General features: G+C 31.5%; 17 protein-coding genes. 14 read left to right on the forward strand and 3 right to left on the reverse strand.

Annotated elements, in window-relative coordinates; translation table 11 throughout:
* Positions 1-203 precede the first annotated feature (203 nt).
* The gene (gene glmS, locus B5X47_RS13245; RefSeq protein WP_079590738.1) at positions 204-2,030 is read left to right on the forward strand and encodes a glutamine--fructose-6-phosphate transaminase (isomerizing); all 1,827 of its coding nucleotides are present in this window, start codon (positions 204-206) and stop codon (positions 2,028-2,030) included.
* Between the two features lie 679 nt (positions 2,031-2,709).
* Here the strand turns inward: glmS and B5X47_RS13250 are convergent.
* A complete protein-coding gene (locus B5X47_RS13250) occupies positions 2,710-3,105 on the reverse strand; it encodes a four helix bundle protein (RefSeq protein ID WP_143215834.1) in 396 nt (131 codons plus the stop codon).
* A gap of 249 nt (positions 3,106-3,354) precedes the next feature.
* A complete protein-coding gene (locus B5X47_RS13255) occupies positions 3,355-4,650 on the reverse strand; it encodes a CHC2 zinc finger domain-containing protein (protein ID WP_159446488.1) in 1,296 nt (431 codons plus the stop codon).
* 399 nt (positions 4,651-5,049) lie between these two features.
* Between B5X47_RS13255 and B5X47_RS13260 the strand changes: the two genes are divergently transcribed.
* The 13 genes from B5X47_RS13260 to B5X47_RS13320 are packed head-to-tail and all read left to right on the forward strand — an operon-like array spanning position 5,050 to position 22,946.
* A complete protein-coding gene (locus tag B5X47_RS13260) occupies positions 5,050-6,339 on the forward strand; it encodes a restriction endonuclease subunit S (protein ID WP_079590744.1) in 1,290 nt (429 codons plus the stop codon).
* 17 nt (positions 6,340-6,356) lie between these two features.
* Positions 6,357-6,707, forward strand: a complete 351-nt coding sequence (locus B5X47_RS13265; RefSeq protein WP_079590746.1) for a hypothetical protein — start codon at positions 6,357-6,359, stop codon at positions 6,705-6,707.
* A 31-nt stretch (positions 6,708-6,738) separates the two neighbouring features.
* A complete protein-coding gene (locus B5X47_RS13270; protein ID WP_079590748.1) occupies positions 6,739-8,631 on the forward strand; it encodes an HsdM family class I SAM-dependent methyltransferase in 1,893 nt (630 codons plus the stop codon).
* A gap of 14 nt (positions 8,632-8,645) precedes the next feature.
* Positions 8,646-10,070: a restriction endonuclease subunit S domain-containing protein gene (locus tag B5X47_RS13275; RefSeq protein ID WP_079590750.1), complete on the forward strand. Its 1,425-nt coding sequence runs from the start codon at positions 8,646-8,648 to the stop codon at positions 10,068-10,070.
* A 19-nt stretch (positions 10,071-10,089) separates the two neighbouring features.
* A complete protein-coding gene (locus B5X47_RS13280; RefSeq protein ID WP_079590757.1) occupies positions 10,090-11,145 on the forward strand; it encodes a hypothetical protein in 1,056 nt (351 codons plus the stop codon).
* Positions 11,142-12,197 carry a hypothetical protein gene (locus tag B5X47_RS13285; RefSeq protein ID WP_079590759.1) on the forward strand — a complete coding sequence of 352 codons (1,056 nt, stop codon included), beginning with the start codon at positions 11,142-11,144 and terminating at the stop codon, positions 12,195-12,197. Before B5X47_RS13280 ends, B5X47_RS13285 begins: the two co-directional genes overlap by 4 nt.
* A gap of 42 nt (positions 12,198-12,239) precedes the next feature.
* Positions 12,240-16,292: a hypothetical protein gene (locus B5X47_RS13290; protein ID WP_079590761.1), complete on the forward strand. Its 4,053-nt coding sequence runs from the start codon at positions 12,240-12,242 to the stop codon at positions 16,290-16,292.
* A gap of 1 nt (position 16,293) precedes the next feature.
* Entirely contained in the window at positions 16,294-17,097 is an 804-nt protein-coding gene (locus tag B5X47_RS13295; RefSeq protein WP_079590763.1) for a hypothetical protein, read from the forward strand.
* On the forward strand, positions 17,084-18,238 hold the full coding sequence (locus tag B5X47_RS13300; RefSeq protein ID WP_079590765.1) for a hypothetical protein: 1,155 nt from the start codon (positions 17,084-17,086) through the stop codon (positions 18,236-18,238). The genes B5X47_RS13295 and B5X47_RS13300 overlap by 14 nt, the downstream gene beginning before the upstream one ends.
* Before the next feature lie 26 nt (positions 18,239-18,264).
* Positions 18,265-19,131, forward strand: coding sequence for a hypothetical protein (locus tag B5X47_RS13305; RefSeq protein ID WP_079590767.1), 867 nt, complete (start codon positions 18,265-18,267; stop codon positions 19,129-19,131).
* A 20-nt stretch (positions 19,132-19,151) separates the two neighbouring features.
* Entirely contained in the window at positions 19,152-20,834 is a 1,683-nt protein-coding gene (locus B5X47_RS13310; protein ID WP_079590769.1) for a helicase HerA domain-containing protein, read from the forward strand.
* Positions 20,827-21,483 carry a hypothetical protein gene (locus B5X47_RS13315; RefSeq protein WP_035149007.1) on the forward strand — a complete coding sequence of 219 codons (657 nt, stop codon included), beginning with the start codon at positions 20,827-20,829 and terminating at the stop codon, positions 21,481-21,483. Before B5X47_RS13310 ends, B5X47_RS13315 begins: the two co-directional genes overlap by 8 nt.
* Before the next feature lie 5 nt (positions 21,484-21,488).
* On the forward strand, positions 21,489-22,946 hold the full coding sequence (locus tag B5X47_RS13320; RefSeq protein ID WP_079590771.1) for a serine/threonine-protein kinase: 1,458 nt from the start codon (positions 21,489-21,491) through the stop codon (positions 22,944-22,946).
* Positions 22,947-23,011: 65 nt separating this feature from the next.
* Here the strand turns inward: B5X47_RS13320 and B5X47_RS13325 are convergent.
* Positions 23,012-23,246: integrase core domain-containing protein (locus B5X47_RS13325; RefSeq protein WP_143215835.1), on the reverse strand; the 235-nt coding region annotated here is incomplete at its 5' end.

Raw genomic sequence — 23,246 nt, forward strand, 5'->3', positions numbered from 1 at the left:
AGCGCCAGAGCCTTAAATGTTTAAGGCTGACGAGGACTAGAGTTTATCGAAAATTCGGCGGATGCTCTAGAGGCTGTCACAGCCTAAGAAAGCTTACAAAACCTGAGAGTAATCTCAGAGACAATCGGGCTTTTAGTGATTGATTCCTTCCTTTATTTAGCTACGCCTAGAAAACTAGGAAAAATAAAAGGAGGTTTTTTTTAATGTGTGGAATTGTTGGATATGTAGGTAAGAAAAATGCGCAGGAGGTAATCCTGCAAGGCTTAGAAAAGCTAGAATACAGAGGTTATGACTCAGCAGGAATCGCAATAGTAGAAGATGGAGTTATAAAATCAGAAAAATTCAAAGGTAGACTAGCTGTACTAAGTGACTTCTTAGAGGCAAACCCTATCAAGGGAAGCTTAGGAATAGGGCATACTAGATGGGCGACTCATGGTGCGCCATCGGATGAAAACTCTCATCCTCATCTAAATGCAGACAATACTATAGCAGTAGTTCATAACGGAATAATTGAAAACTATGTGAGCTTAAAAGAAGACTTAATAGCTAAAGGCTATAAGTTCAAATCACAAACAGATACTGAGGTAATAGTTCATCTTTTAGATAGCCTATATGAAGGAAATCTTTTAGAGGCCGTAAACAAGCTTACTTCTATAATAAGAGGAGCCTATGCAATAGGCGTAGTTTGCTCAAAAAGTCCAAATGAAATGGTAGCTGTTCGTAATGAAAGCCCACTAATAGTAGGACTAGGACAGGATGAAAACTTCATTGCTTCAGATATACCAGCTCTATTAAAATATACAAGAGATGTATGCATCCTAGAAAATGGAGAGACAGTACACTTAACTCCTGAAAAAGTTACTATCTATTCTCCTGATAAAAAGGAAGTTAAAAGAGATAAATTTACTGTAGATTGGGATGTTGAATCAGCTTCAAAGGGTGGATATGACCACTTTATGCTTAAAGAAATTCACGAACAGCCTACAGCAATAAAAGATACACTTCTTAGAAGACTTGATGAAAACGGAAAAATAAAGCTAGATGATATCAAACTTACAAAAGAGGATTTAGAAAAAATAAGCAAGGTATATATAGTAGCTTGTGGAACTGCATACAATGCAGGACTTGTAGGTAGATACGCTATAGAAAAATTTGCGCAGATTCCAGTTGAGCCAGATATAGCATCAGAATTTAGATATAGAGAGCCATTTATTGATCAAAACACTCTACTAATCGTAATCAGCCAGTCTGGAGAAACTCTAGATACTCTAGCTGCTATAAGAGAAGCTAAGAGAAAAGGAGCTAGAATACTTTCTGTTACAAACGTTGTAGGCTCATCAGTTGCGAGAGAATCAGATGATGTATTCTATACTTGGGCTGGACCTGAGATTGCTGTTGCATCTACTAAAGCATACACAACTCAGATGACAGCTCTATACATGATAGCTCTAGATTTAGCTCTTACAAAAGGCACAATTACAGAAGAATTTTACTTTGATATGATAGAAAAAATGAAAGAGCTTCCAGCAAAGGTTGAAAAAATCCTTGAAAACTACGAAGATATCAAGCAAGTTGCAAAAGAAATCAAAGACAAGCACAGCGCTTTCTATCTAGGAAGAGGACTTGATTATCAAACAGCTATGGAAGGAGCTCTTAAGCTAAAAGAGATTTCATACATCCATACAGAAGCATTTGCAGCAGGAGAATTAAAGCATGGAACAATAGCTCTTATCGAAGAAGGCACTCCAGTAATCGCTATAGCTAGCCAAGAAAGACTATATGAAAAAATGCTTTCAAATATCCAAGAAGTAAAAGCTCGTGGAGCTTACGTAATAGCAATAGCTAATGAAAACAGAAAAGAAATCGAAGCTCAGGCTGATAGAGTAATCTATGTGCCAGAAGTAGATGATATACTAGCACCAGTTCTTACAGCAGTTCCAACTCAGCTGATTGCTTACTATACATCACTTATAAAAGGCAACGATGTAGATAAACCAAGAAACCTTGCAAAATCAGTAACGGTTGAGTAATTAATATTTAATTTTAAAATAATTGTCCCATAATTGTATATGTAAAATAATGTCTTGAGATGTAAAATAAACTCGTTAGCGAGAAAATAAAGTTGTTAGAAAAATTGTGGATAGATTGTGGACTATGCTCTGCATCTGTTCACAATTTTTTATTTTTCTGAAGGAAAATAGATCGGGGAACCGGAGATTTTATTGAACACATATATTGAAACAAATATTGATAAAACCCTTAAAGAATAAGGCTTTCAGCCATGTATTGATTTATTATATTGAAAGATTTTATTGATTTTAAGACTGAAAAGGGGGCAAATTTTACCCCTTAAACCTTGATATTTACGACTAACTTTCCAACGACTTTATTTTACTGAAAAGGCTCAAGAACTAAGAAAAAAGGACTAAGAAATGATCAGTTTTTCTAAAGACTTTGTTTTACTTTCAGAAAATGGAAAGGGTATTGAAAAGTGAGTGGAAGATAGATGGAATAGGGGTTTGAGGGGTGCTTGTGGGTTAGGGAGTTTTCTCAAAACATTATTTGACTTATACATAGTTAGTAAATCAAGAATTAAGATTTAAAGATTAAGAGGAGTCTACAGAAGAAATGAGTAAATAAAGTTTTGGGAAAAGGAAAATAGTCACTTGGGAAAAAGAATATAAAGTTGTTATAGAAGAATAGGGAGTCCTATTCTTCTTCATTATCAATATACATAAATAGATTTTTTCTATATCCATGAAGCATCTTTATTATTTCTTCTAGCACTAGATTAATTTGATTGAGTTGCTCTTGTGTAATATAGTTCCGTCTAAGACATAGCAATAGCCAACTTTTAGTTTCCATTGTGGAGCCGATAGCAATATTAATATGATATAATTCTCGCTTGACAGAATACTGGCTATTTCCCTCTGCTATATTGGCAGATACAGAATTTGCAGACTTAATGATTTGAGATTTGGTTGCATATTCTTCAAACTTGGGAAAGTTTCCTAGTATTCCATATATAAGATCGCTTAGTTCAATGGCCTTATGCCAAACCTTCAATTGGGTAAAATCTCTAATTTGAGTTGTTTGATTACTCATATAAATCATCCTTCCGTTTATGTATTTTGTAGGAGAGAGAAGTATTATCTCTATTCCTTTATGGAATTAACATAACACATGAGAATGAGTAATCAGGTGGGAAGGTCGAAATTTTTTGTACTAATTTAAAGTATATAAAAAAACAACTGCTCATTAAGGCAGTTGCTTTAAAGGAGTGTGTGTTGTAATAGTATATCAAATTAGTTTGATAGCAATTGATTTTGAATACATTGCTTAATCTTAGATAAATCAATTGTTAGTGTCATTATCATAAAATATGATTAATTCGATTTTTTTACCGAAATATTTGTTGATTAAGTAGATCTGATGATCTGTTAAGTTTGGTTGGCCGGGAGAAATACAATCATAGTCTAAAGACAGCAACTTTATCGCATCTGTAACGCCTTCTGTTATAAAAAGCCTATCGATATTCTTATCTCTTAATTGGTAAAGATTAAATAAGAAATTACCTATACCAAATCGGCTAAGATCCCTATATGGGCGGACTTTTTTTATAACTATATCTCCGAAATCAGATATATTCAGGTACTTTGCAGTATTTTTTCTATCTAAATCCATTATTCTTGCTTGGTAGCCTACCGTTATACCCGTATTATGATCGGTAAAAGGAAAAAGAACTCGATCATTAATCATAAAGAAATCTGGATACTCTAAAAGTGACTGATTCTCTTTTTTAAAAGCGATTAGTCCATATTTATCTGCTACTTGGGGTGAAATATCATACTTTTTATGCATAAATTCATAAAGCGTTTCCCTAGAATTTAAGGTAGGGTTGTTCTCGAATCCTTTTATAAGTTTACTCTTTTTAGCAATACCTAAGTCGATTCTATACTTAAAATCTCCATAATTTATAACATCATCTGCATTTATGTCTCTTATTACTTTTTCTAAATCCAGTGTTCTTAATTTAAACTCTTTGGACTTCTTCTCTGCTACAGAAGGAGGAGTATTTTTAGTATGTGTGCTTGGAGTTACTTTAGCGGGTTCTGACCTTAAATGTTTTATACTCATAGTAGGCATAGGACCAATTAAGGATATATCAAAATAGTCATTTAGAAGTAAACTTTTTGTTTTATTATACCTTTCAATTACCAATTGTCTTATTTGATTCTTAAAGTCGCTAATTGAGGCAAATCCAAGTGGCATATTAGCAAAATTATTGGCTGCTAAAATTTTTGCTTCTGCGTAAGGGTTATCTGTAAAATTCTCCATCATGACAATAAATTTAATATAAGTTCCATGTACCCCACATGCATGACACCTGAAAGCCCCCTTTGTATCGTCAAATTCAAAGGAAGTTGGGTTGTCTGCATTTGGATGAAAAGGGCAAATATAGCGATTTTCATGTGATGTATTTCTTAAACGATAATATTCAATTAAATCTTTTGAATTGATTGCTCTTTTTATTTCATTCTCTTTATCATTATCAAAATATAAACCAATTAAGTAGTTAACATCATGATTTAGTTTTCTTTCTATAAGTTCATGTAGGTCTTTACATATTATGGGTTTAAAATTATTCATATAGATCATCCTTTCTTGTTGGTTTTAAAATGATTATATTTATTTAGATGTACTTATCAAGTTTTCATCTAAATAAATTCAAGAAAAATTTTTAAAGATTTTATAAAAAATATCTACTAAAAATTTGACATGCTGCTTTATATGGTTATACTGTTATTACTTTAAGTACCGCAGTGCAAACGGAGGTGCTTAAAGTTTAAATAAAGAAAGCATTTTTATCCCCTACCTGTACTGCGGTAAGTATAAATAAGTTCTTGGTATAAAAATCACTACATTTTTGATACATACTATTCTATAAGGCCTTACAACTTTCAACATAACTATTTACAAAAAACCGGTAAGTGTATTATGATAGTATTGTAAAAAGAGAAATTATGTTATAGAACAAAAGGTGATGCTATGAAATATTCCTTTGTGACAAATGAGTTTTTTGATTGTGATAGGCTAGATCCAGATTATTGGATTAAACAGCAATATATTAGAAACCTATTTAAAGGTAAGGAAGTCGTTCGTTTAAAAGATATTGCTGTGGAAGTAACAGATGGAACAAGAACTAAAAGAGAGTTTATCAAAACTGGAGGATACAGGTTCATAGGCCCCTCGAATATCATTGAGAATTACATCAATATACATAATCTAAAGAGGATATCAGGACAGGATTTGAAAGAAAAAGATTTCGTAGAAAAAGGGGATATTCTTCTTACCAGTATAGGTAAATCAGGAAGAGTTGTACTTGTGCCAGAAGAGTTAGATGGATGTGTTTATTCTTCAGATCTAATAAAAGTAAAGATTCTTGATGAAAGTATTCGAGTACAAGTTTTTAATCATTTAATTGGTCCTATGGGGCAATTGCAATTAGACGCCATTAAAATGGGGGTCTTAAACAGAATATCAATTAGTGATTTAAAAGATCTTGAGATACCAAAAAGAAACACAACTGAAACTACAGTTAATTTTAACGATAGTGAGAAGGAGAGAGAGGCTAAAAAACTATATAATTATTTAGTTTCTAGGTTTGATGAAGTTGTGCAATATAAATCAACAGAAGATGTCATGCAAATTAGATCTTATGTTAGTGAAAAGACATTAGAAAATGAAAGATGGGATGTTGAGTATTACAAATTCTTTATGTCTAAACTATATGACTTGATTTATAAAACAGATAATCAAGTTAAATGGCAACGGTTAAAGGATATGGTGGAAATTAAAAAAGCAAATTTACCTGAAATTCACCCAGAGCAAATCGTTAGATACTTTTTTATAAAGGACATAGATTCAGTAACTTCGATAATTTTGAAATATCGTGAAGACAAGTTTGGAGAATTAAGCAATCGTGTCCGTATTCAGGTAGAAGAAGGGGATATATTGACATCTAAAGCCGGAAGTGCAACTGGTACAGAAAATCATACTACCACAATTGTGACTAAAGAATTTGAAAGTATGTTCACCACTGATGCATTGTTATGTATAAAGCCAAAATTAATAGATCCATTTTATCTTTTGTTTTTACTAAAGCAACCTGTTGTTTTAAAACAAATTGAAATGAAGTCAACGGGAACATATATCAAGTTGATACAGAATAAAGATTTCGAGAATATTATGATACCTAGATTAACTGAAACTATTGAATATGATATATCAATGGGTATGAAAAAATTTATTGCTCTTAATAAAAAATATTCCTTATAAGGTAAGGAGGTAGGAACTTGGTAGAGAAATTATATGATATATTACAGACTCCGAAGGATATTGTAGAAATACAGAGCCGATTAAATGAATCAGGAATTTCTTGGAATAAACATCAGATTAGGTTGTTTTTAGAAATGGATAAGAATGTTGTTTTAAGTAATGGAATGTGGTGTGTAAATAGTCAAGAAGATAAAAATAAAATACTTGATACCATTAAGCAATTGCTTAAAGAAAGGCCCATTATACCTATTAAAAGAATAATCGACAATATTGAAATAAAAGGATATGACGAGAGTAAAATTCTCAAAATTGCTCTCGATACAGGAGACTACATATCTCCTAATGGAAAGACTTTAAAAAGAAAATAAATAATTATAGATATTATGAGGAGGAATCAAGTTGAAAGAGTTAAAGAAACAAGTTATTGACCTTGGATATATCAATATTAAGGACATTAATAACAATACATTTTTGGCAAGTGATAACAATAATGTTGCGGTATTTGTTAGGAAAACTGAAGGGGAAGAATTAAAACCAGAATTAGTAATGGCTGGTACATATGAAGCAATGGAATATGATCCGATGCCTGAATTTGCTTGGATTACAAATGGGGATAATCATGCATATATGTTAGTTGCTGATGAAAAAAGCATATCAGAAATTCCTAAAGTTCTTAGTTTGGAAGAGATAAAGAGTTTCGGTAAGAAATATCTTACGGAAAAAGAAAAATGGTCTTTAAGGAAGTATCATGATTTACAAGAGACATTTGATGCAATTCATGAACTTATATATAGTTCTAAAGATCATGTAGATAGTAAGAATGATGCGATTGATGAATTTTGTAAATTGATATTTATGGAAGTTTTCAAACTTAACCATCCTGATTACAGATTTAAGGAAGGGAAAATTCTTGATAAATATTTAAGTGAAGTATTAGATTATAGGTTGTTTCAAAAAACAAGTACAAAGGAAGAAAAGAAAGAAATTGTGGAAAATATTCGAGAAGCATTTAAAGAAATAAAAAACCATCCTGATTATGATTCGATTTTAGATGACGGTAGTAGAGTGCCTATATTCTCAAATGATGATTATTTAAAACTCGAAAATCCTAGTGTATATAAAGAAATATTAGAAAGCCTTCAAAATCTAGGGAATATAACAAATGAAGATGGAACTGAAAGACCAGCAACATTAATGGATTTATCAGGAGATATTTTAGGGCGTGTCTTTGATGTTATGCTTAGAGGTAAATTTGATAGCAAAGGCGGTCTAGGAATTTATCTTACACCAAGACAGGTAACTGAAGCAGCAGTAGAGATGGTATTTTATGATTTAATTAAAGACGGGACAGAAAAGATTATTGAAGTTGATCCACAAACTGGTATACCAACGATAAGGTTTGCAGATCTATGCTGTGGTAGTGTAGGTTTCATAATTAAGTGTCTATTAGAGATGAAAAATCTACTATTTAATAAACTTACAGGAGATAAGGAATATTACAAAGATTTATTTGAGAAGATGAAAGAACACTGTTTTATTGGTGCAGATAATTCACCGGGGATGATTTTGAAGGCAAGAATTAATATGGCATTACATGGAGCAAGTAAGGCCCCAATTTTTCAGACTAAGGATTCGTTAAGAATTGAACATATAAAACCTGAAAGTTTGGATGTGGCCATAACAAATCCCCCATTTGCTAAAAATGGAGTAGCGAAGCAAGTTAAGTCTGGAAAAAAGACAATAGATAGTCCTGATGGCATAGAAATAATTTCTATGTATTCGGAAGATATTGATGAAAATGGAAAGAGTAAAATGTCATCAACAGGACTGTCGCTTGGGAGTAAGCCAGATAGTAGAGGAATATGGAAAGAAGTAAATTCAATCGATCCTGCAGTATTGTTTATTGATAAGTATATGCAATTATTAAAGCCGGGTGGATTATTAATGATAGTTGTGCCAGATGGAATTCTATCAAATTCAGGATATAAATATGTGCGTGAATACTTAATTGGTAAGAAAAATTTAAATAATGAATTTGAGGGAGGCAAAGCAATATTGAAGGCTGTTGTAAGTTTGCCACAGGAGACATTTGGATTATCTGGTGCTGGTGCAAAGACATCATTATTATATTTACAAAAGAAAAAACATCACGGAGAAAAACAAGAATCAGTGTTTATGGCTGTTGCAGATAATGTTGGATTTAGTGTAAAACAAAATGTTGAAAAGTTTGATAGACCTAATGACCTTAATGAAATAGTAGAAGCATATAAGAATGGTGTAAATAATCATTAGAGTGAGGTGTTTTAATGCAAGTAATTGTTAATGAAAATCCCAGTATAGTATGGATTGGCAGTGAATTGATTGAAGATAAAATTACTGGACAGTATAATTCTGTCCAGTATATTCGATTAGAAGATCAACTAATCAAGAATAAGTTTATAAGGTTTGAAGAAATTATTGATGAATATAATGGGGGGCCAATGGGATTCCAATTGCATACTTCAGACTATGTAAATCAAGGGATTCCTGTTTTAAGAACAAAGGACTTGGTAGATTTAAGTGTCGAATTGGAAGACCCTATATTTATTTCTGAAGAAAAGAATGAGGAATTAAAGAAAAGTAAGACTTATTCTGGAGATATTGTGATTTCAAAAACTGGCCAAATCGGAGTTTGTTCAATTATACCAGATACAATACAAGAAGCAAATTTAAATCAAGCACTTTGTAATATAAGAATTAATGAAGAGAAAATGGATAAGCATTTTTTAGTCTCCTTTTTCAATTGTAAATATGGACAGTACCAATTTCAAAGAGAAGGAACTGGTAAAGCAGTACAAGATGGTTTAACAAAAGAAGAAATTTATAATATAAAAGTTCCTGTTTGCAATAATAAAGTTCAAAAATATATCGGGAATAAATTGAGAGAAGGTATTGCATTAAAGGAATGCGCAAAAGAATTAAGGAAATTAGGAAATGAATTATTGATTCAAGTTTTAAGATTAGATGATCTGGAAAAAGAAATTAATAATCAGAAGAAAAAGTATAATTGGATATCTACAACTGATATGAAGGATAGATTTGATGCAGAACATTATAAAGAAGAATTTATTGAAAATATACGACACATCAACAGTTTAGAAGGTAATGAATGTAAAATTCTGAAACTAGAAGATATCATGGATGAAGGTAATTATGGGATTTTACCTTCAAGTAGTGATTATGGATTAGGAGATATAAAATTATTAAGATCAACAGATATGAAAAATGGGTTGATAAATGATACAGAAACTATCAAAGTTCCTGATAAATACTTCATAAAAAAGGCTAGAGTGAATAGCGGAGATGTACTTTTAGAAATAAAGGGTAATGCTTCATCAGGAGCAATATCTGAAAATATAGAAGGTAAAATGATAGTTAATGGTAGTATCTTTAAATTTACAGTAAAGCCACAATATAATAATTATTTTATTTTGGCTTATTTAGATTCCCTGTCTGGACAATTACAGAAAAAGCAATCTTTAGCAAACAGCATAATTAGTTATTTAAGTATAGATTATATTAATAATTTGTTAATACCTGTTATAGATAAAAATATGCAGGATGACATAGGAAATAAATTTAAGGAGAGCAATGAAAAGTTTCTTAAATCAAAGCAATTACTAGGCGAAGCAAAAAAGGATGTTGAAGACTTAATAGAAGGCAATTTTGATATGAGTAAACTAAATTCATAATCTCAAGGTAGGTGAAATTATGAGCCGTATAAAGGAATTAGTAAAAAAAATTAATGTTTTATATGACTATGGCCAGACTGAAATGGCAGATAGTTTGAATTACTTAATAGATATGAATTTATTAATTAAGACAGCGGATATAGTTATTATTAGTAAAAAGTGGATTAAGTTTTCTGGCAAGATGAACAGAGAGGATTTTATATCTTCTCTACTTTGCTATCTTCCTGCAGTGTTGGTTGAACTTCTTATAAGGACTTATAAGGAAGCAAAACAAATAGGAAACTACGGAGATAGCCTAGCGTTATTTGAATATATAAATTCCATTTCTAAATTTGCATCTAAGATAATTGAATTAAAAGAACAAGAAGCGAATGTAACAGGTGAAGTGCAAGAAGTATTTTTTGAAGTGTTTAAAGGGTATCCTCAATATCAGCAGATCATGACTAAATTGATACTAATGCAATTAGTAGATGAACAAGAAGAAAGTAATACTCATGAAATTGGGGAAGTGCCTGATAGTATGTGGATAAAAGGATTAAAAGTAGCATCAAATATTAGTCTAAAACCATTAAAATCAAAAAATAGATATACTCTTACACCATTTGAATTTTATAATAAGTTGTCCGTGTCTCAAATCAATGGAATTTTATCTTACCCACTAAAAACTATGTTAGTAGTGATAGGAATGATTGCAGAAGAATATAAGAAAGAACAATTTGAAGGGTTGTCATTAAAGCCAATAAATCCAGATAACCCATATATTCAACAAGAAGTTATGGTACATACATGGACAACAAAGGGTATAGAGATCAGGATAAGTGATTTAAATACTTTTATTTATAATCTATGTGTAACCAATGGATTCTATTTGTTTCCTGATAAAGTGCCAGAAATGGATAAACTTTTATTTCAGTTGATTGATGAATGCATATTTGAATTTAAGGATGATTCGTATGTACTAAGTGCAGAAATGGATGACATCATATATGCAAGTAATGTGTTTATGATTAAACATGCAGATAAGTTTAAAAACTTATTGAAGGAGAACATAGAAGAAATAAGGAGAATGCCATGATAGTAAAAGTTTCTAAAGAGAAATTTTGGAATAATCAATATGGAATTGAAAGATGGCCAGAAATGATAAAAGATTTGCCTAATGAAATTCCAGTTAAAGATAAAAATGCTATTGCTGAAACATACTTTAACATGAAAAGAGATGAAAAAGGAAGATTAAATGGTTCATATGAAGTTTATGGATTGTTTGATGGAGAGTTTAAAGATAATGTTTTGAAAATCACAGGATGTCATTTTATTGTTAAAGATTCAAATGGATATAAGTTAAGTGATGAAGCCATTCAACTTAAATTAACTTATATAGAAAGCAATGGATGGGAGATTGTTTTGATGGAGCAACTATTAAAATATTCTCCGAGAGTTAGAAGTATATTTTTTGCACTGATTAATGGAGGAAAAATTCATTTTGAAAAAGGCTTTTTAAACAATATGTCGAAGGCTTATTTGGAGTATGATGGAGAATTATACCATATTTTTTATGACAAGAATGATAAGGCCAATTTAAATACCTTGCTGAATGGATATCCTAGACATTCGGTAGGAGAGTTTTGGTTAAAAGAATACAACATATCTAGTGAAGAAGAAATTAAAATTGAAGGAATTAGTAATGAGGAGCCATCATTAAATTCTATCTCAAGCCATATAAAGATCCCCTTTATACTCATGGAATATTTACAATGGTTCAGGGAAACCGAAGTAGGGGTTTTTAAACTAGATAAATTAAAGATTAAGCAAGAAATTAGTAGTGATATATGGGAAAGTTTCTTAAACTTTGAATACTATGATGAATTAGAGGTATTACAAGAAATTATTTATGAACACAAAGATTTTAGAGAATTCTTTCCAGTATCTATAGTGGGTAAAGAATTAAAAGAGAAAATTGATCCGGATAATACCCTATTGATTGATAAGTGGATTGATCAGTATTTTATGACAGGTATTAAGGCCGGTAAGTTTAGAATTGTTGATAATGAAAGTGGGCAACCAAGACACGGTAGAGGTCTCTTAGACAAACGGGATCATCAACTTATTAAATTACAAATCTTAAAGTAAAGTTTCTTATAAATATATATATGTTATGAGGAGGAGAAATTTATGCCTATTTGGTCATATGATGGAACCAGTGAATTTCCACTTATGCAGCCATTGGTTGGACAGAATGAATTTTATAATATATTTAAGTCTTTCACAAAGTCAATGAAAACAGCAGGTAAAGCAACTATATTCCCCCTGATTGCAGTTTGGGGTGTTGGTAAGTCCAGAAATGGGTTTGAAGTAGTGGCAGAGCCTATGGGACTAGATAAAGGTTGGATTCTAACAGAGGATGGGGAACAGAAAAATGTAAGAATATTTGAACCTAATTTTGCTGATAAAGTCTTACCTATTTATATTAGATATTCGCAAATGGCACATGATTATTTGATTGGGGATACATGGGTTGCGTTTGGGATTTATACTGCACTAAGTTACTTATCAAATGAGCCTGATGACAGTATCCAAGGAAAGATTATCAAAGAATTACAGAACAATTTAGATCCTATGGGATTTGATAATGGTAAGTTAAAAAATATTTTAAATGCAGATGGTATTGATATAGATGACTTGGTAAGTGATATATCTTTATTGGATAAAACAGTGAGAGCAGCTTTGGATTATATCAAAAAATTTCAAATAGAGCATTTATTAATTGTATGTGATGAATTAGAAACAGAAGGTGAGATCAGTAAATACGGAATCGAAAAAGATGAAGAAATCCGAAGAAAAGTAGATGGCAAGGCTATTAACATATTAACGAAGGCAATAAAACATGAGGACCCAAGAAAGAAATATCCTGATGTATCATTTTTATTATTATGTTCTCCAGTGATAGGTGACTCAATACAAGACATTGGGGCATTGGATAGAAGAACTGAACTATATGAAATGACACAAAATTCTTTTGCTGATATATCTGATTATATAGCATACTTACAATCTGAAGGGGTTGCTCCTAAATATCCAGATGGACTTATAGAGGCTGGATATACAATTGCTGGAGGGAACTTTGGATGGTTTAATGTAATTATGGCAAGTGTTGATGAGTACCTGAAAAATAACTCAAGTAGTGATGTTGGAGAAATATTTGAAAGTCTAATAAAATCGAGCAGTAGATTTCAGAAAAAACTTATTGATAAAGATTCTTTTGAATATATAAAATGTGATGATCAATACCGTCATATCATAAAAAATGCACTGCTAAGGCAATTACCAGTCGTGAACTCCCAATATGCTGATAAGGAATTAAAAGCATTATTAGACAGTAGGGCAGAAGATGGAGAGAGGTTATTTAAAGAATTCTTTATTGTAAAACTAAGAAAAGATGACTTAGCATCATTTTTAGTTTCAGTAGGATATAAGAGGGATACAGAAAGTGTGTTTATAAATGATTTGGGTAATAAGTTTGACCTGAATATTCTACTAAAAAGCCTTAAAACTTATTCCCTCAATGTTAAAGAGAATGAGTATATTGTAGGGGCAGATAAAGAGACATTTTTAGATCAGATAAGAACTTTATATCCAAAGGATGATGCAGAAGATGCTGCGAAATATATCTTTGAATATATTGATAATGAACTCAATAGAGAAAATAGACAAGTAGCAGAATATGTAGGACCAAACTTTGCTTATTTATACAGGTTAAATAAGAGATATAGAGTTGACAAGGGAGATTTTGGATATCTTTTAGATGCTGATGCTAATAAAAAAGCAGAAGAAAAAATTGAAGAAGTACGAAGAGATAAATTAAATGAAGTAAGGCGGATTCTGACAGGATCAGCAAGGGTGTTAGAAATAACTTATCCGTTGGAAGAGGCTTATTCAAATATTGACGGTGTGGATATTATAAGAACAAAGGTAAATGAAGGACCGTTTCTTGATATTCATCCAAACAATATTGTAGATATTATTTGGGGAAAAGAAGAGGATAAAGTTTTAAATGTTCTTGGTGATAGTAAATTGTTGAAAGATGGTGTCCATCCTATTTTCATAGTTTCTGACACTATATTAACAGATGAGTTTAAAAATAAAATCAAGAGAACTTTACCAGAGATATACAAGTGTATAATATTTATTAACATTACTAGAATGCATAAAGAAATATTAGAAATATTGTCTTTGGATAAAGAGATTATTGATTTTAGACCGGTTTCCAATAAGACAACTACGATCTTCCGAGAAAAGATATATAAGATTCGTGAGAATTTTAATTTGGCAGCACAATCATGGTTTGAAAGAATTGATAGTGAGGGTTGGATAATAAGACCTATAATTCAAAAGAAGCATGAAGACTCACAAATAGAATTAATGGCAAGGTCATACGCAACAATGCTTATAAACAATGCAACCTACGAGGAATTAGGAGAAAAAGACGAGATAAAGTTAAAAGAAGGAGAATTCTCTGATTTATCCAGTTATCTAAGGAATACTGCTATTGGAAAAGCACTTGAGAATAAAGGATATAAGGATTTGAACCTATTCATCAAGGATCATGACACCTACGAGATAGGGATACCTACTTGCATGATCAATATATTGAAATTCATGGGTGAGACAAAAAAATCAGAGTACGATTTTATCAAGAGTTTCTTCTTTAGTTGTGGCCAAAAAGTGAACTACAAAAAGATGTTAGATCAGTGGATTAAATTTTTGATATCTCTTAAATTAATATACTTAGAAGACGGGATGTATAGAAAGGTTACAAAATATAAATTAGAGACAAAACTTAATGAGGCAGAAGCATGGCTATCAGATGATTGTATAAGAGAAATCGAAAACATGAAGAAATTAATTGACGGTGGTTACCTAACTATCCTTAATGGACAGTTATTGGAATACAAAGAGAAGTATACTGATGTTTCTAAGAATTTAATTGAAGAGATAGACCTGAATTTATTACTAAACATGAATGAGGACACAGTTGCTAACTGGTCTGATACATTAGGAAAAATTGATAAACTTTATGAATTATGCAATCAAGTATATGATAAGGAAAAATATGAATCTATTACATCATATAATCAAACAGTTGTTAAAGGGCTTAATATATCAGATACAAATACATCTCTATGGTATAGAGTAAAGCACATAAAGTTATTCCTTGAATTTGTAGGAAAGTTGAAAAATGTTGCATCAAAAATGACGAGAGAAAAAATAGAAGAACTAAAGAATCACAGCACATATGAAGGACACACTTTGCCTCTATCTCCAATCACAAACATACTAGATAGATGTGCTAGAGAGTTAGAATATGCAACTGATTATAAGGAGTTGGAGAAATCTACATTACCTACTATGGTAAATATATCTGATAGTTTGGCATATAGACTCTCTATGGGTAACTATATTGGGGCAATAGAAAGAATAGAAGATATTTTGAATGAAGTAGGTATTGATGCAAGTGATGAAGAGAATCTAAAGTGGAGTGATAAAGGGGTTATAGGAATATACAAAACTATTTTTGAAAAATACAAAGAGATAATAGATACTTATGAAAATGAACTAGAAAAAGCGAAACACTGGGTAAATTATTTTAATGACTCACCATCATCAGTTAAAGCATTTCCTGACATTAAAAACTTAAAGACCTACGCAGACAGGTTAGAGATTTTTGTTGATGCTGGGCTTGAGCAAGGCGTAGATGAAAAAGAACAAGAACTTATGAAAAAGCCTAAAGAATTCTTAAAATATCTTGAAGAGGCTATTAAAGACATGGCTGGTTATGCAGATTTAATCTCATCACACAAAAAGAATGTAATGGAGAAAGCCAAATATGAAAGAAGTATGATGTTTGATGATAACCTTATAAAAGTTATGGATAAGATTAGAAAAAGTGTAGGGAAAAAAGTAGTTTCAATTAGCATTGATAGACAATTGTATCCAACTGAAGATAAATACTCTGAAACATTAAAAAATGTTCAAAGTCGATTAAAGGAGTTTAGAGACGAAGGAGAAAAGTTCTTTATAGAGTCTCCGATTGCTAAAAAAACAACATTTGATTTCTTTAAAACTGTTGTTATAAAAGAAGGGGATATAGATTGGTCCCAACATACAGAAGAACAGAAAGAGTTGGAAGGACTAAAATTAGTTAAGTCTACTGTGAAGGTGTTGTAATATGATTTATATTTTAGAAGAGTTTAAAAAAAGAACAGAATATAAAATTCTAAGCAACTTCATATCTACAACTGAATTATCATTGGGTGAACTAGGCCAAGGGTGCCTAGTCTTACCCGGCTATGTTTTAAATAAAATGAGCAAACAAGATATTCTTAGGATAGAGAGTTGGTTGGAAAACCGTAATAATCAACTTATTCTGTTACCGTCTTGGATTGAAATTAAACTGGACAAAATATTTCAATTAAGTGTAGGGGTAAGTATCACTAAAGTAGAACAAAGAGAATACAAAGGCTTACCAGTGGAATACAAAATAGAAGGCCACTCTAAGGATGTAATTTACCTTATGGATGGAGATGTACTAGGAATAAATATAAGAAAGAATACTGGTATGGGAGTAATAACAATCGTAACTTTGCCTTTATTAGATTATAGATTAACTGAAAAAGTAGATATAATGCAGGAACTATTTCTTAAACTACTTATTCCTACAGCCTCAAAACCAATAGATGAGAAACCTAAAGAAAAAGAGCCTTTTCAGTTAAATAATGTCCATACACACTTAATTATTCTTAAAGCAGCAGGGATTCAACTAGAAAACTGTATAGAAGAGGTAAATAAATATTTTAACTATGATGTTTTAAAAGACGAATTAACTAAATATACAGATGAACTTGTTCAGAATCATTACATAGAGAATGATAAATTAACTCAAAGGGCATTTGATTGCATTGAAAATAAGAAGTTAAAGTCTTTTATAAGAGTTATTAAAGAAAGAAGGGATAAAGAAAATGAGTGGGAATAAAAGTACGCCCATATCCCAAAGTATAGTAGCCAACATTCAATTAGGGCTACCTGCTACTGTTTCTAAATTATCATCAAAAATGCGATTTATTGATAAGATAGCACCTATATTAAAAGAGGGCGGAGTAATAAGAGACATTGACCTAATTGATCCACTTACAATTAAGGCATCAGGTATAGCCACGGTAAATAAAACAACAGAAGCATTTGGTGGCATGTTATATGTAGCAGGTGCAGTAAGACAAGATATTTTAATTGATAGAAATTCTATTTATGAAACTAAGCAAGATAGTATAGTTGATGTAGATGAAATAGATGACTTAGATGCAACGAAGAAGTTAAAATTTATAGACATTATAAACGCCTATAAATTACTAGAAGATATCTTTAACAATGATGATAGACCAGACCTAGTAATTGTTGATACACCTTTAATGCTAGAGAGAGCAGATTCTCCACTTTCTGATAGGATTGATGTCATCAATCTTTATGAAAGATGTAAGAAAACAATTGAGAACTTTTGGCATCAAAATAAAGATAAGATATATCCTTTTAGTGAATATGGTGTTAAGATAGCCTCTGTCGGTAACAAAAGATTTGGGGCAGTTGTCTTTGCACTATCAGATGAAAATATCCAATATGTTAATGATAAAATCAATGATGAAGTTGTTGGTAAAATAAATATTCATATGAATAAATTAAAAGATGTAGGCATTAAGAGATTACTAAAGGGCGTATTGGTCAAAAGAACCAGAACCGCTGCATTCCAGTTTGATGGAATAAATAAGGACAATAGATTAGAGCCTGAAGTATTAAGGAGTATGGGTCTTACAGGAATGCATATAAAGGCAGGAACTTATACTCCCCCATTATTAGTAGAGGTTATGGGAGGAGTAAAAGATTGGGATACCCAAAAACTCGATCAGTTAGCAGCAGAGATCATTTCCCTGACAACTTTTGATCAGAAAAAAGCATTACCAATATCTTTATGGTATGCAAAGTATGCATTGAAACCGTTAGAGGCACAGGATAATGGGCAGAACGCATTACTTAAAGTATATAAAGGTCAGGTAAGACATATGCTTCAGAGCCAAGATTTAGAAAAGGTTTGGAAAGAAGACTTTGACGCTTTTGAAGAATAGTAGATTTAAAAAAAGGGGGGGAGATTATGAAGGAACAGCAAATTAGAAGATATAATTGGGTTGATGTAAGAGAATATGCTAGAGAAATATTCTGGAACTATGATTATGAATTGTCTTGGGCAGAAGATATGTGGAATATTTTAATGTTTAATTCGCCAGTGGATAGTTCGGTAGTAGCAACATCAAGACTTGTAGATGAGGATGTAGGTGATATATTAATATGGCTAACTGCCATGTATGATTTATATTTCGATTATAAGGTTCATATTGATCATGAAAGTGTAACAGATGAAAGAATTGATGAGTTTTTATATCGTATAGATTATTGGGAAAGGTATGTGTACAGATATCTGTATGATAAGATACACAATGATGATTTGACATTTGAAAGTTTAGAATATGAGCCAAGCGATTTCGATAACAATGAAGACTATGAGGAATATGTTGAGGAACAATTATCTTCATTTAATTCAGAATCTCCTTCTTATGAAGTCTTAAATTCTGAAATTGAGGTTAGAAGAGATTACATAGTTGATAAAATCGAAAAATATTTTAAGGAATCATTTTGTATACTGAAATTTATGGCAGGATACCACTACTGTGAGAAGTATCTTAAACATGAAGATAAGGTAAAACAAATAAACAAAGACTTTAGTAATGGAATACAGGTAATACAAAGTAAGATTGACCAAGCCAGTGATAGAGAGGAAACTTATAAACTTGAAGAAGAGAAAAGAGTTCTTGAGAACGAGTGGGAAGAACAACTAGAAGAACTCGAGAGTGATCTTCCTATATCACTTAGGGGACTAGAAATAATAAGTTTTGAAGATGCACTAATTGGAGATATACCTTATACATATAACTGGATTGAATCTGGAATGTATCGCCTATAGGGGATGGAGGGATGTTTAACATGGATAAATATATAGGGAAATTAATAGGAAATACTGGAGACCCTAGTAATATTAAGATAGCCTTAGAGAATAGTTTTTCTGCCAAACGAGGTGAATTTGTAAAAATAAAGCATACAGAAACTGAAGAAGAAGGCGAGATTTATGTATTAGGAAGAATCGTGGCAGTTTCCAGAAGTAATATACTTTATAATTCAAACATGGGTGATGGTTTAACAGAGTTAGAGATTTTACCCGGAGCATCAATTACAGGTGAAACTCTATATGGAACGATACAACTTGTAGGTTATAGAGATAGTTTAGGAAGAATTAAAATACCAAGGAGACCACTAAATCCGGGGGAAAAGGTATTTGGAGTTGATTATGAGTTTTTGGCTAAGTTTTATAAGTTTGATGAAAATACGAGTATAAACATTGGAAATCTAATTGGTTATGAAAAGGGAGAAAATATAGTCCCAGTATATCTTGATGTAAATAAACTTGTAACAGAACACCTTGCTGTACTTGCTATGACTGGTTCAGGAAAATCCTATACAGTAGGAAGAGTAATCGAAAAATTAGTTGCCGAGATGAATGGTACAGTAGTTGTTTTTGATGTACATGGAGAATATGGGAAAGCCTTTAATAAGGGAAACATTCATTTCAATGATAATTTAAAAGATATTGAAGACCCTGAAGAACTTAATAGTATAAAGAAAATACAAGAAACTTTACAAAAATTGCTACAAGCAGGTGGAGGAATAAAAGTATATACACCTCAAATGGATTCTTTTGATTATAAGTATTCCAGTAAAAACATCCATCTATCACTCCAGTTTGATAGATTTGATATGGATGATTTATCATCTGTATTACCGGGATTAACTGAACCACAGCAGAGGGTCATTGATGTGGCAATAAGATACTGGAAGACTAAATATGATAAAGGTTATAGAGATATTCAGGATCTAATTTATTTATTAACAGATAGTGGGCTGGAAGAATTAAAGCATTGGGACAAACTAACGGAGGGTGAAGCTAATGCTTTAAATAACAGAAGTGCAGCAGTAGTATCAATGAAGTTAAGCAGAATGATTAATGAAGCAAGAAGTTTTTACACAAGAGCCAAAGGAGAACCGACTGATATTTATAAAATGATAGGTGAAAAAGGAAATAGAGTAGGGCGTTTAGTAATAGTAGATCTTCAGGGATTATCTGATGATGCTAAACAAATTATTACTGCTTTAATATCAAGTGAAATAATGAGAGCAGCAGCGGATAAAGAAAGACAGACCAGACCAGCGTTTCTAGTATATGAAGAAGGACATAACTTTGCACCTGCGGGTATGCCGTGTATTTCTAAGAAAATTATTAAGAAAATAGCAGCCGAGGGTAGAAAGTTTGGAGTCGGATTTTCAATTATATCACAAAGACCATCAAAGTTAGACCCTGATGTTACTTCACAATGCAACACTATTATAACTATGAGACTAAAAAATCCTGATGATCAACGATTTATTGCAAAAACATCAGACATGTTCTCAAAGTCTGATATTGAGGAATTACCATCTTTATCTACTGGGGAAGCCTTAATTTGCGGTAGGTCTATTCCTGCTCCTTTATTAGTTAAGATAGGAACTAAGGCATTACTACATGGAGGAGAGTCGCCGCAAGTAATTGTTGAATGGGGTAGTTTCAATGGTTAATAAAGACATTGAGAGTTTCATTAGAGAAGAATTTAAAACGGGTATTGTAAGGGAAAAACTATTTCCTATGATGACTAAGTTTGGAGTGAGAGATTATTCTGAAACTGTTCATTCTTTAGGATTAAATTATATTACAGCAATTGGTAGGGAATTTAATGAAGTAGTTTCTCTTTCGGAATATCCGGTATATCCTCATGTTGCTATTAAGGGCTATAATGAATTCAAAATAGCAGAAAATAACGAAGTGTATGGAGTATCGAAAGCAAATATAATTAGTCAAGTGAGACCGGACTCTGTTTGGTTTGATAAATTTGAGAATACTCCAGTATTAATATGTGAGTTTGAAAGGTATGAAAACAACAGAAGAAAAGACAAGATGCTTAAAGAAAAAATTCAAAACTTATTAGTAGCATATCACCAGTTAGGCTCTAATGTACCCTATATTCTATTTGTATATTGGAGTTATTCAGGTATTGCAGCAGAAGGCATCTCGGAATACATTTCTATATTAGATGATGGATTTAAAACATCAGATGGCAAAAATGTTGCAGGTATTAATAGTAGAAGAACTAAATATTTAGTGTATCATGCTATTGCAAAAGGAAATAAAGAAAATCTTACAATAAATCAATGGGTTTCAATAAGGTGATTTTTATGGGAAAAAAAGCAGTGAACTTTAGACCAAAAGAAAATACAAAAATAGGCAACAAATATATTATTCAAGAGTATATTGATTCAGGTACATTTGGCACAGTCTGGAAGGCGATAAATTTAGAAACAAGTCAAGTAATCGCATTGAAAATACCCAAGAATCAAGAACGAGGGGACGAAACTCTTTCTGAAGGTAAAAGACTTTTGAATTATAAACATCCAAACATAATTCAACTGCATTGGATGGGAAGAGTTGAAAATACAGGAATATTCGTAATCGAGATGGAGTATTTCAATGGCAGGAAATTGTCAGATGATATGAATTTGAATAAATTCAATAATCCTAAGACATTTGAGCAGGTATTTGAATTGTACTTTAAAGTATTGAATGCTATAAAATATTTGCATACATTAAAAATAAGTCATGGGGATATAAAACCACAAAATATAATGATTGATGGGGATTCTGTTAAAGTAACCGATTTTGGGACTAGTAAGTTTATTGAGAATATTTTTATTAATACAGTAGATGGTGGAGGTACTTGGTCATATATGGCTCCAGAGGTTGCTGGTTCCAAGAAAAGACATTTGAATTCCGATATATACTCTCTTGGAGTTTTACTTTATCAACTACTTACTGGAAGAACCCCTCATAGGACAGCGATACAACTTTTAGAAAATTTGCCATATCCGAAGCCTAGAGAAATTAATGATAATATTTCTGTTGAACTAGAACAGGTTATAATAAGGGCATTAGATAGAAATCCAGAAGAGAGATATTTAACAGTACAAGATTTAGAAGATGATATTAGGAAAGCAATTACTGAAAAGAACAAAACTCTTGTACTGTATGAAAGGTCCAAAGATTTAACAGATAAAGTAAAAGATAGGGACTGGCTTGATATCTTGATTAGTTATTATAACAAAGATGACTATGAGTCAGCAGAGTTATTATTGAAGAATAAAATTGAAAATAATGTAAAAATCCCAGATGTTTATTATCATCTAGCCTATGTTTATGTGAAGCAAGGTAGGTATTATGACGCATTGAAACATATTAAATTAGTTAATGTAAGTGACATTGAAAATATTAGACAAGATGCTTTTGAAGACACGGTAAATTATTTAAAGGCACGAATATATCTTGAATTAAAAGAGTATGACAAGTCTATTCATTTATATGATCAATTGGTAAACAAAAATCCAGAAAATATTGATTATAGATACAAGTTGGCTTGTGTTTATGCTCTCAATTATCATGAGGATAAGGCAATTGAAATACTAGAAAATATCAATAAAGAAACCCCCGGAATACTTGCAGTAGTGAAAAAGTTAGGTCATGCATATGATCAAATCAAAACTTATGGTAAGGCCAGAGGTTATTATAATTTTGCTTTGAGATTAGACCCGGAAGATGAAAAGATAAAAGAAAGACTAGAAATTTATAAAAAATATTTATAAAAAATATGAGATGATAATTTGACATTGTAATGGTCAAGCTTTTTTGTAACACTAAGTACGGTTTTTTAAGCCAAATTTCGCACCTCGAAAGGTGTTAATCCACCATTATATGAATGAGGTCTAATGTGGTTGTACCAAACATGGACATATCTATTTACAGCTTCATCTAATTGATCTTCAGTATTAAATTTATTTGGATATATTAACTCTGCTTTAAATGATTTGTAGAATCTTTCCATGGGCGCATTATCATATGGACAGCCAGTTTTACTCATGCTTTGGATAATACCATTTTCTTTA

It is taken from the genome of Acetoanaerobium noterae (genome assembly GCF_900168025.1).
In the GTDB taxonomy this organism is placed as follows: domain Bacteria; phylum Bacillota; class Clostridia; order Peptostreptococcales; family Filifactoraceae; genus Acetoanaerobium; species Acetoanaerobium noterae.

Bases quoted from the DNA above. Each gene is read 5' to 3' on its own strand.
- glmS (WP_079590738.1), top strand. From the start codon at position 204: ATGTGTGGAATTGTTGGATATGTAGGTAAGAAAAATGCGCAGGAGGTA.
- B5X47_RS13250 (WP_143215834.1), bottom strand. From the start codon at position 3,105: ATGAGTAATCAAACAACTCAAATTAGAGATTTTACCCAATTGAAGGTT.
- B5X47_RS13255 (WP_159446488.1), bottom strand. From the start codon at position 4,650: ATGAATAATTTTAAACCCATAATATGTAAAGACCTACATGAACTTATA.
- B5X47_RS13260 (WP_079590744.1), top strand. From the start codon at position 5,050: ATGAAATATTCCTTTGTGACAAATGAGTTTTTTGATTGTGATAGGCTA.
- B5X47_RS13275 (WP_079590750.1), top strand. From the start codon at position 8,646: ATGCAAGTAATTGTTAATGAAAATCCCAGTATAGTATGGATTGGCAGT.
- B5X47_RS13280 (WP_079590757.1), top strand. From the start codon at position 10,090: ATGAGCCGTATAAAGGAATTAGTAAAAAAAATTAATGTTTTATATGAC.
- B5X47_RS13285 (WP_079590759.1), top strand. From the start codon at position 11,142: ATGATAGTAAAAGTTTCTAAAGAGAAATTTTGGAATAATCAATATGGA.
- B5X47_RS13290 (WP_079590761.1), top strand. From the start codon at position 12,240: ATGCCTATTTGGTCATATGATGGAACCAGTGAATTTCCACTTATGCAG.
- B5X47_RS13295 (WP_079590763.1), top strand. From the start codon at position 16,294: ATGATTTATATTTTAGAAGAGTTTAAAAAAAGAACAGAATATAAAATT.
- B5X47_RS13300 (WP_079590765.1), top strand. From the start codon at position 17,084: ATGAGTGGGAATAAAAGTACGCCCATATCCCAAAGTATAGTAGCCAAC.
- B5X47_RS13305 (WP_079590767.1), top strand. From the start codon at position 18,265: ATGAAGGAACAGCAAATTAGAAGATATAATTGGGTTGATGTAAGAGAA.
- B5X47_RS13310 (WP_079590769.1), top strand. From the start codon at position 19,152: ATGGATAAATATATAGGGAAATTAATAGGAAATACTGGAGACCCTAGT.
- B5X47_RS13315 (WP_035149007.1), top strand. From the start codon at position 20,827: ATGGTTAATAAAGACATTGAGAGTTTCATTAGAGAAGAATTTAAAACG.
- B5X47_RS13320 (WP_079590771.1), top strand. From the start codon at position 21,489: ATGGGAAAAAAAGCAGTGAACTTTAGACCAAAAGAAAATACAAAAATA.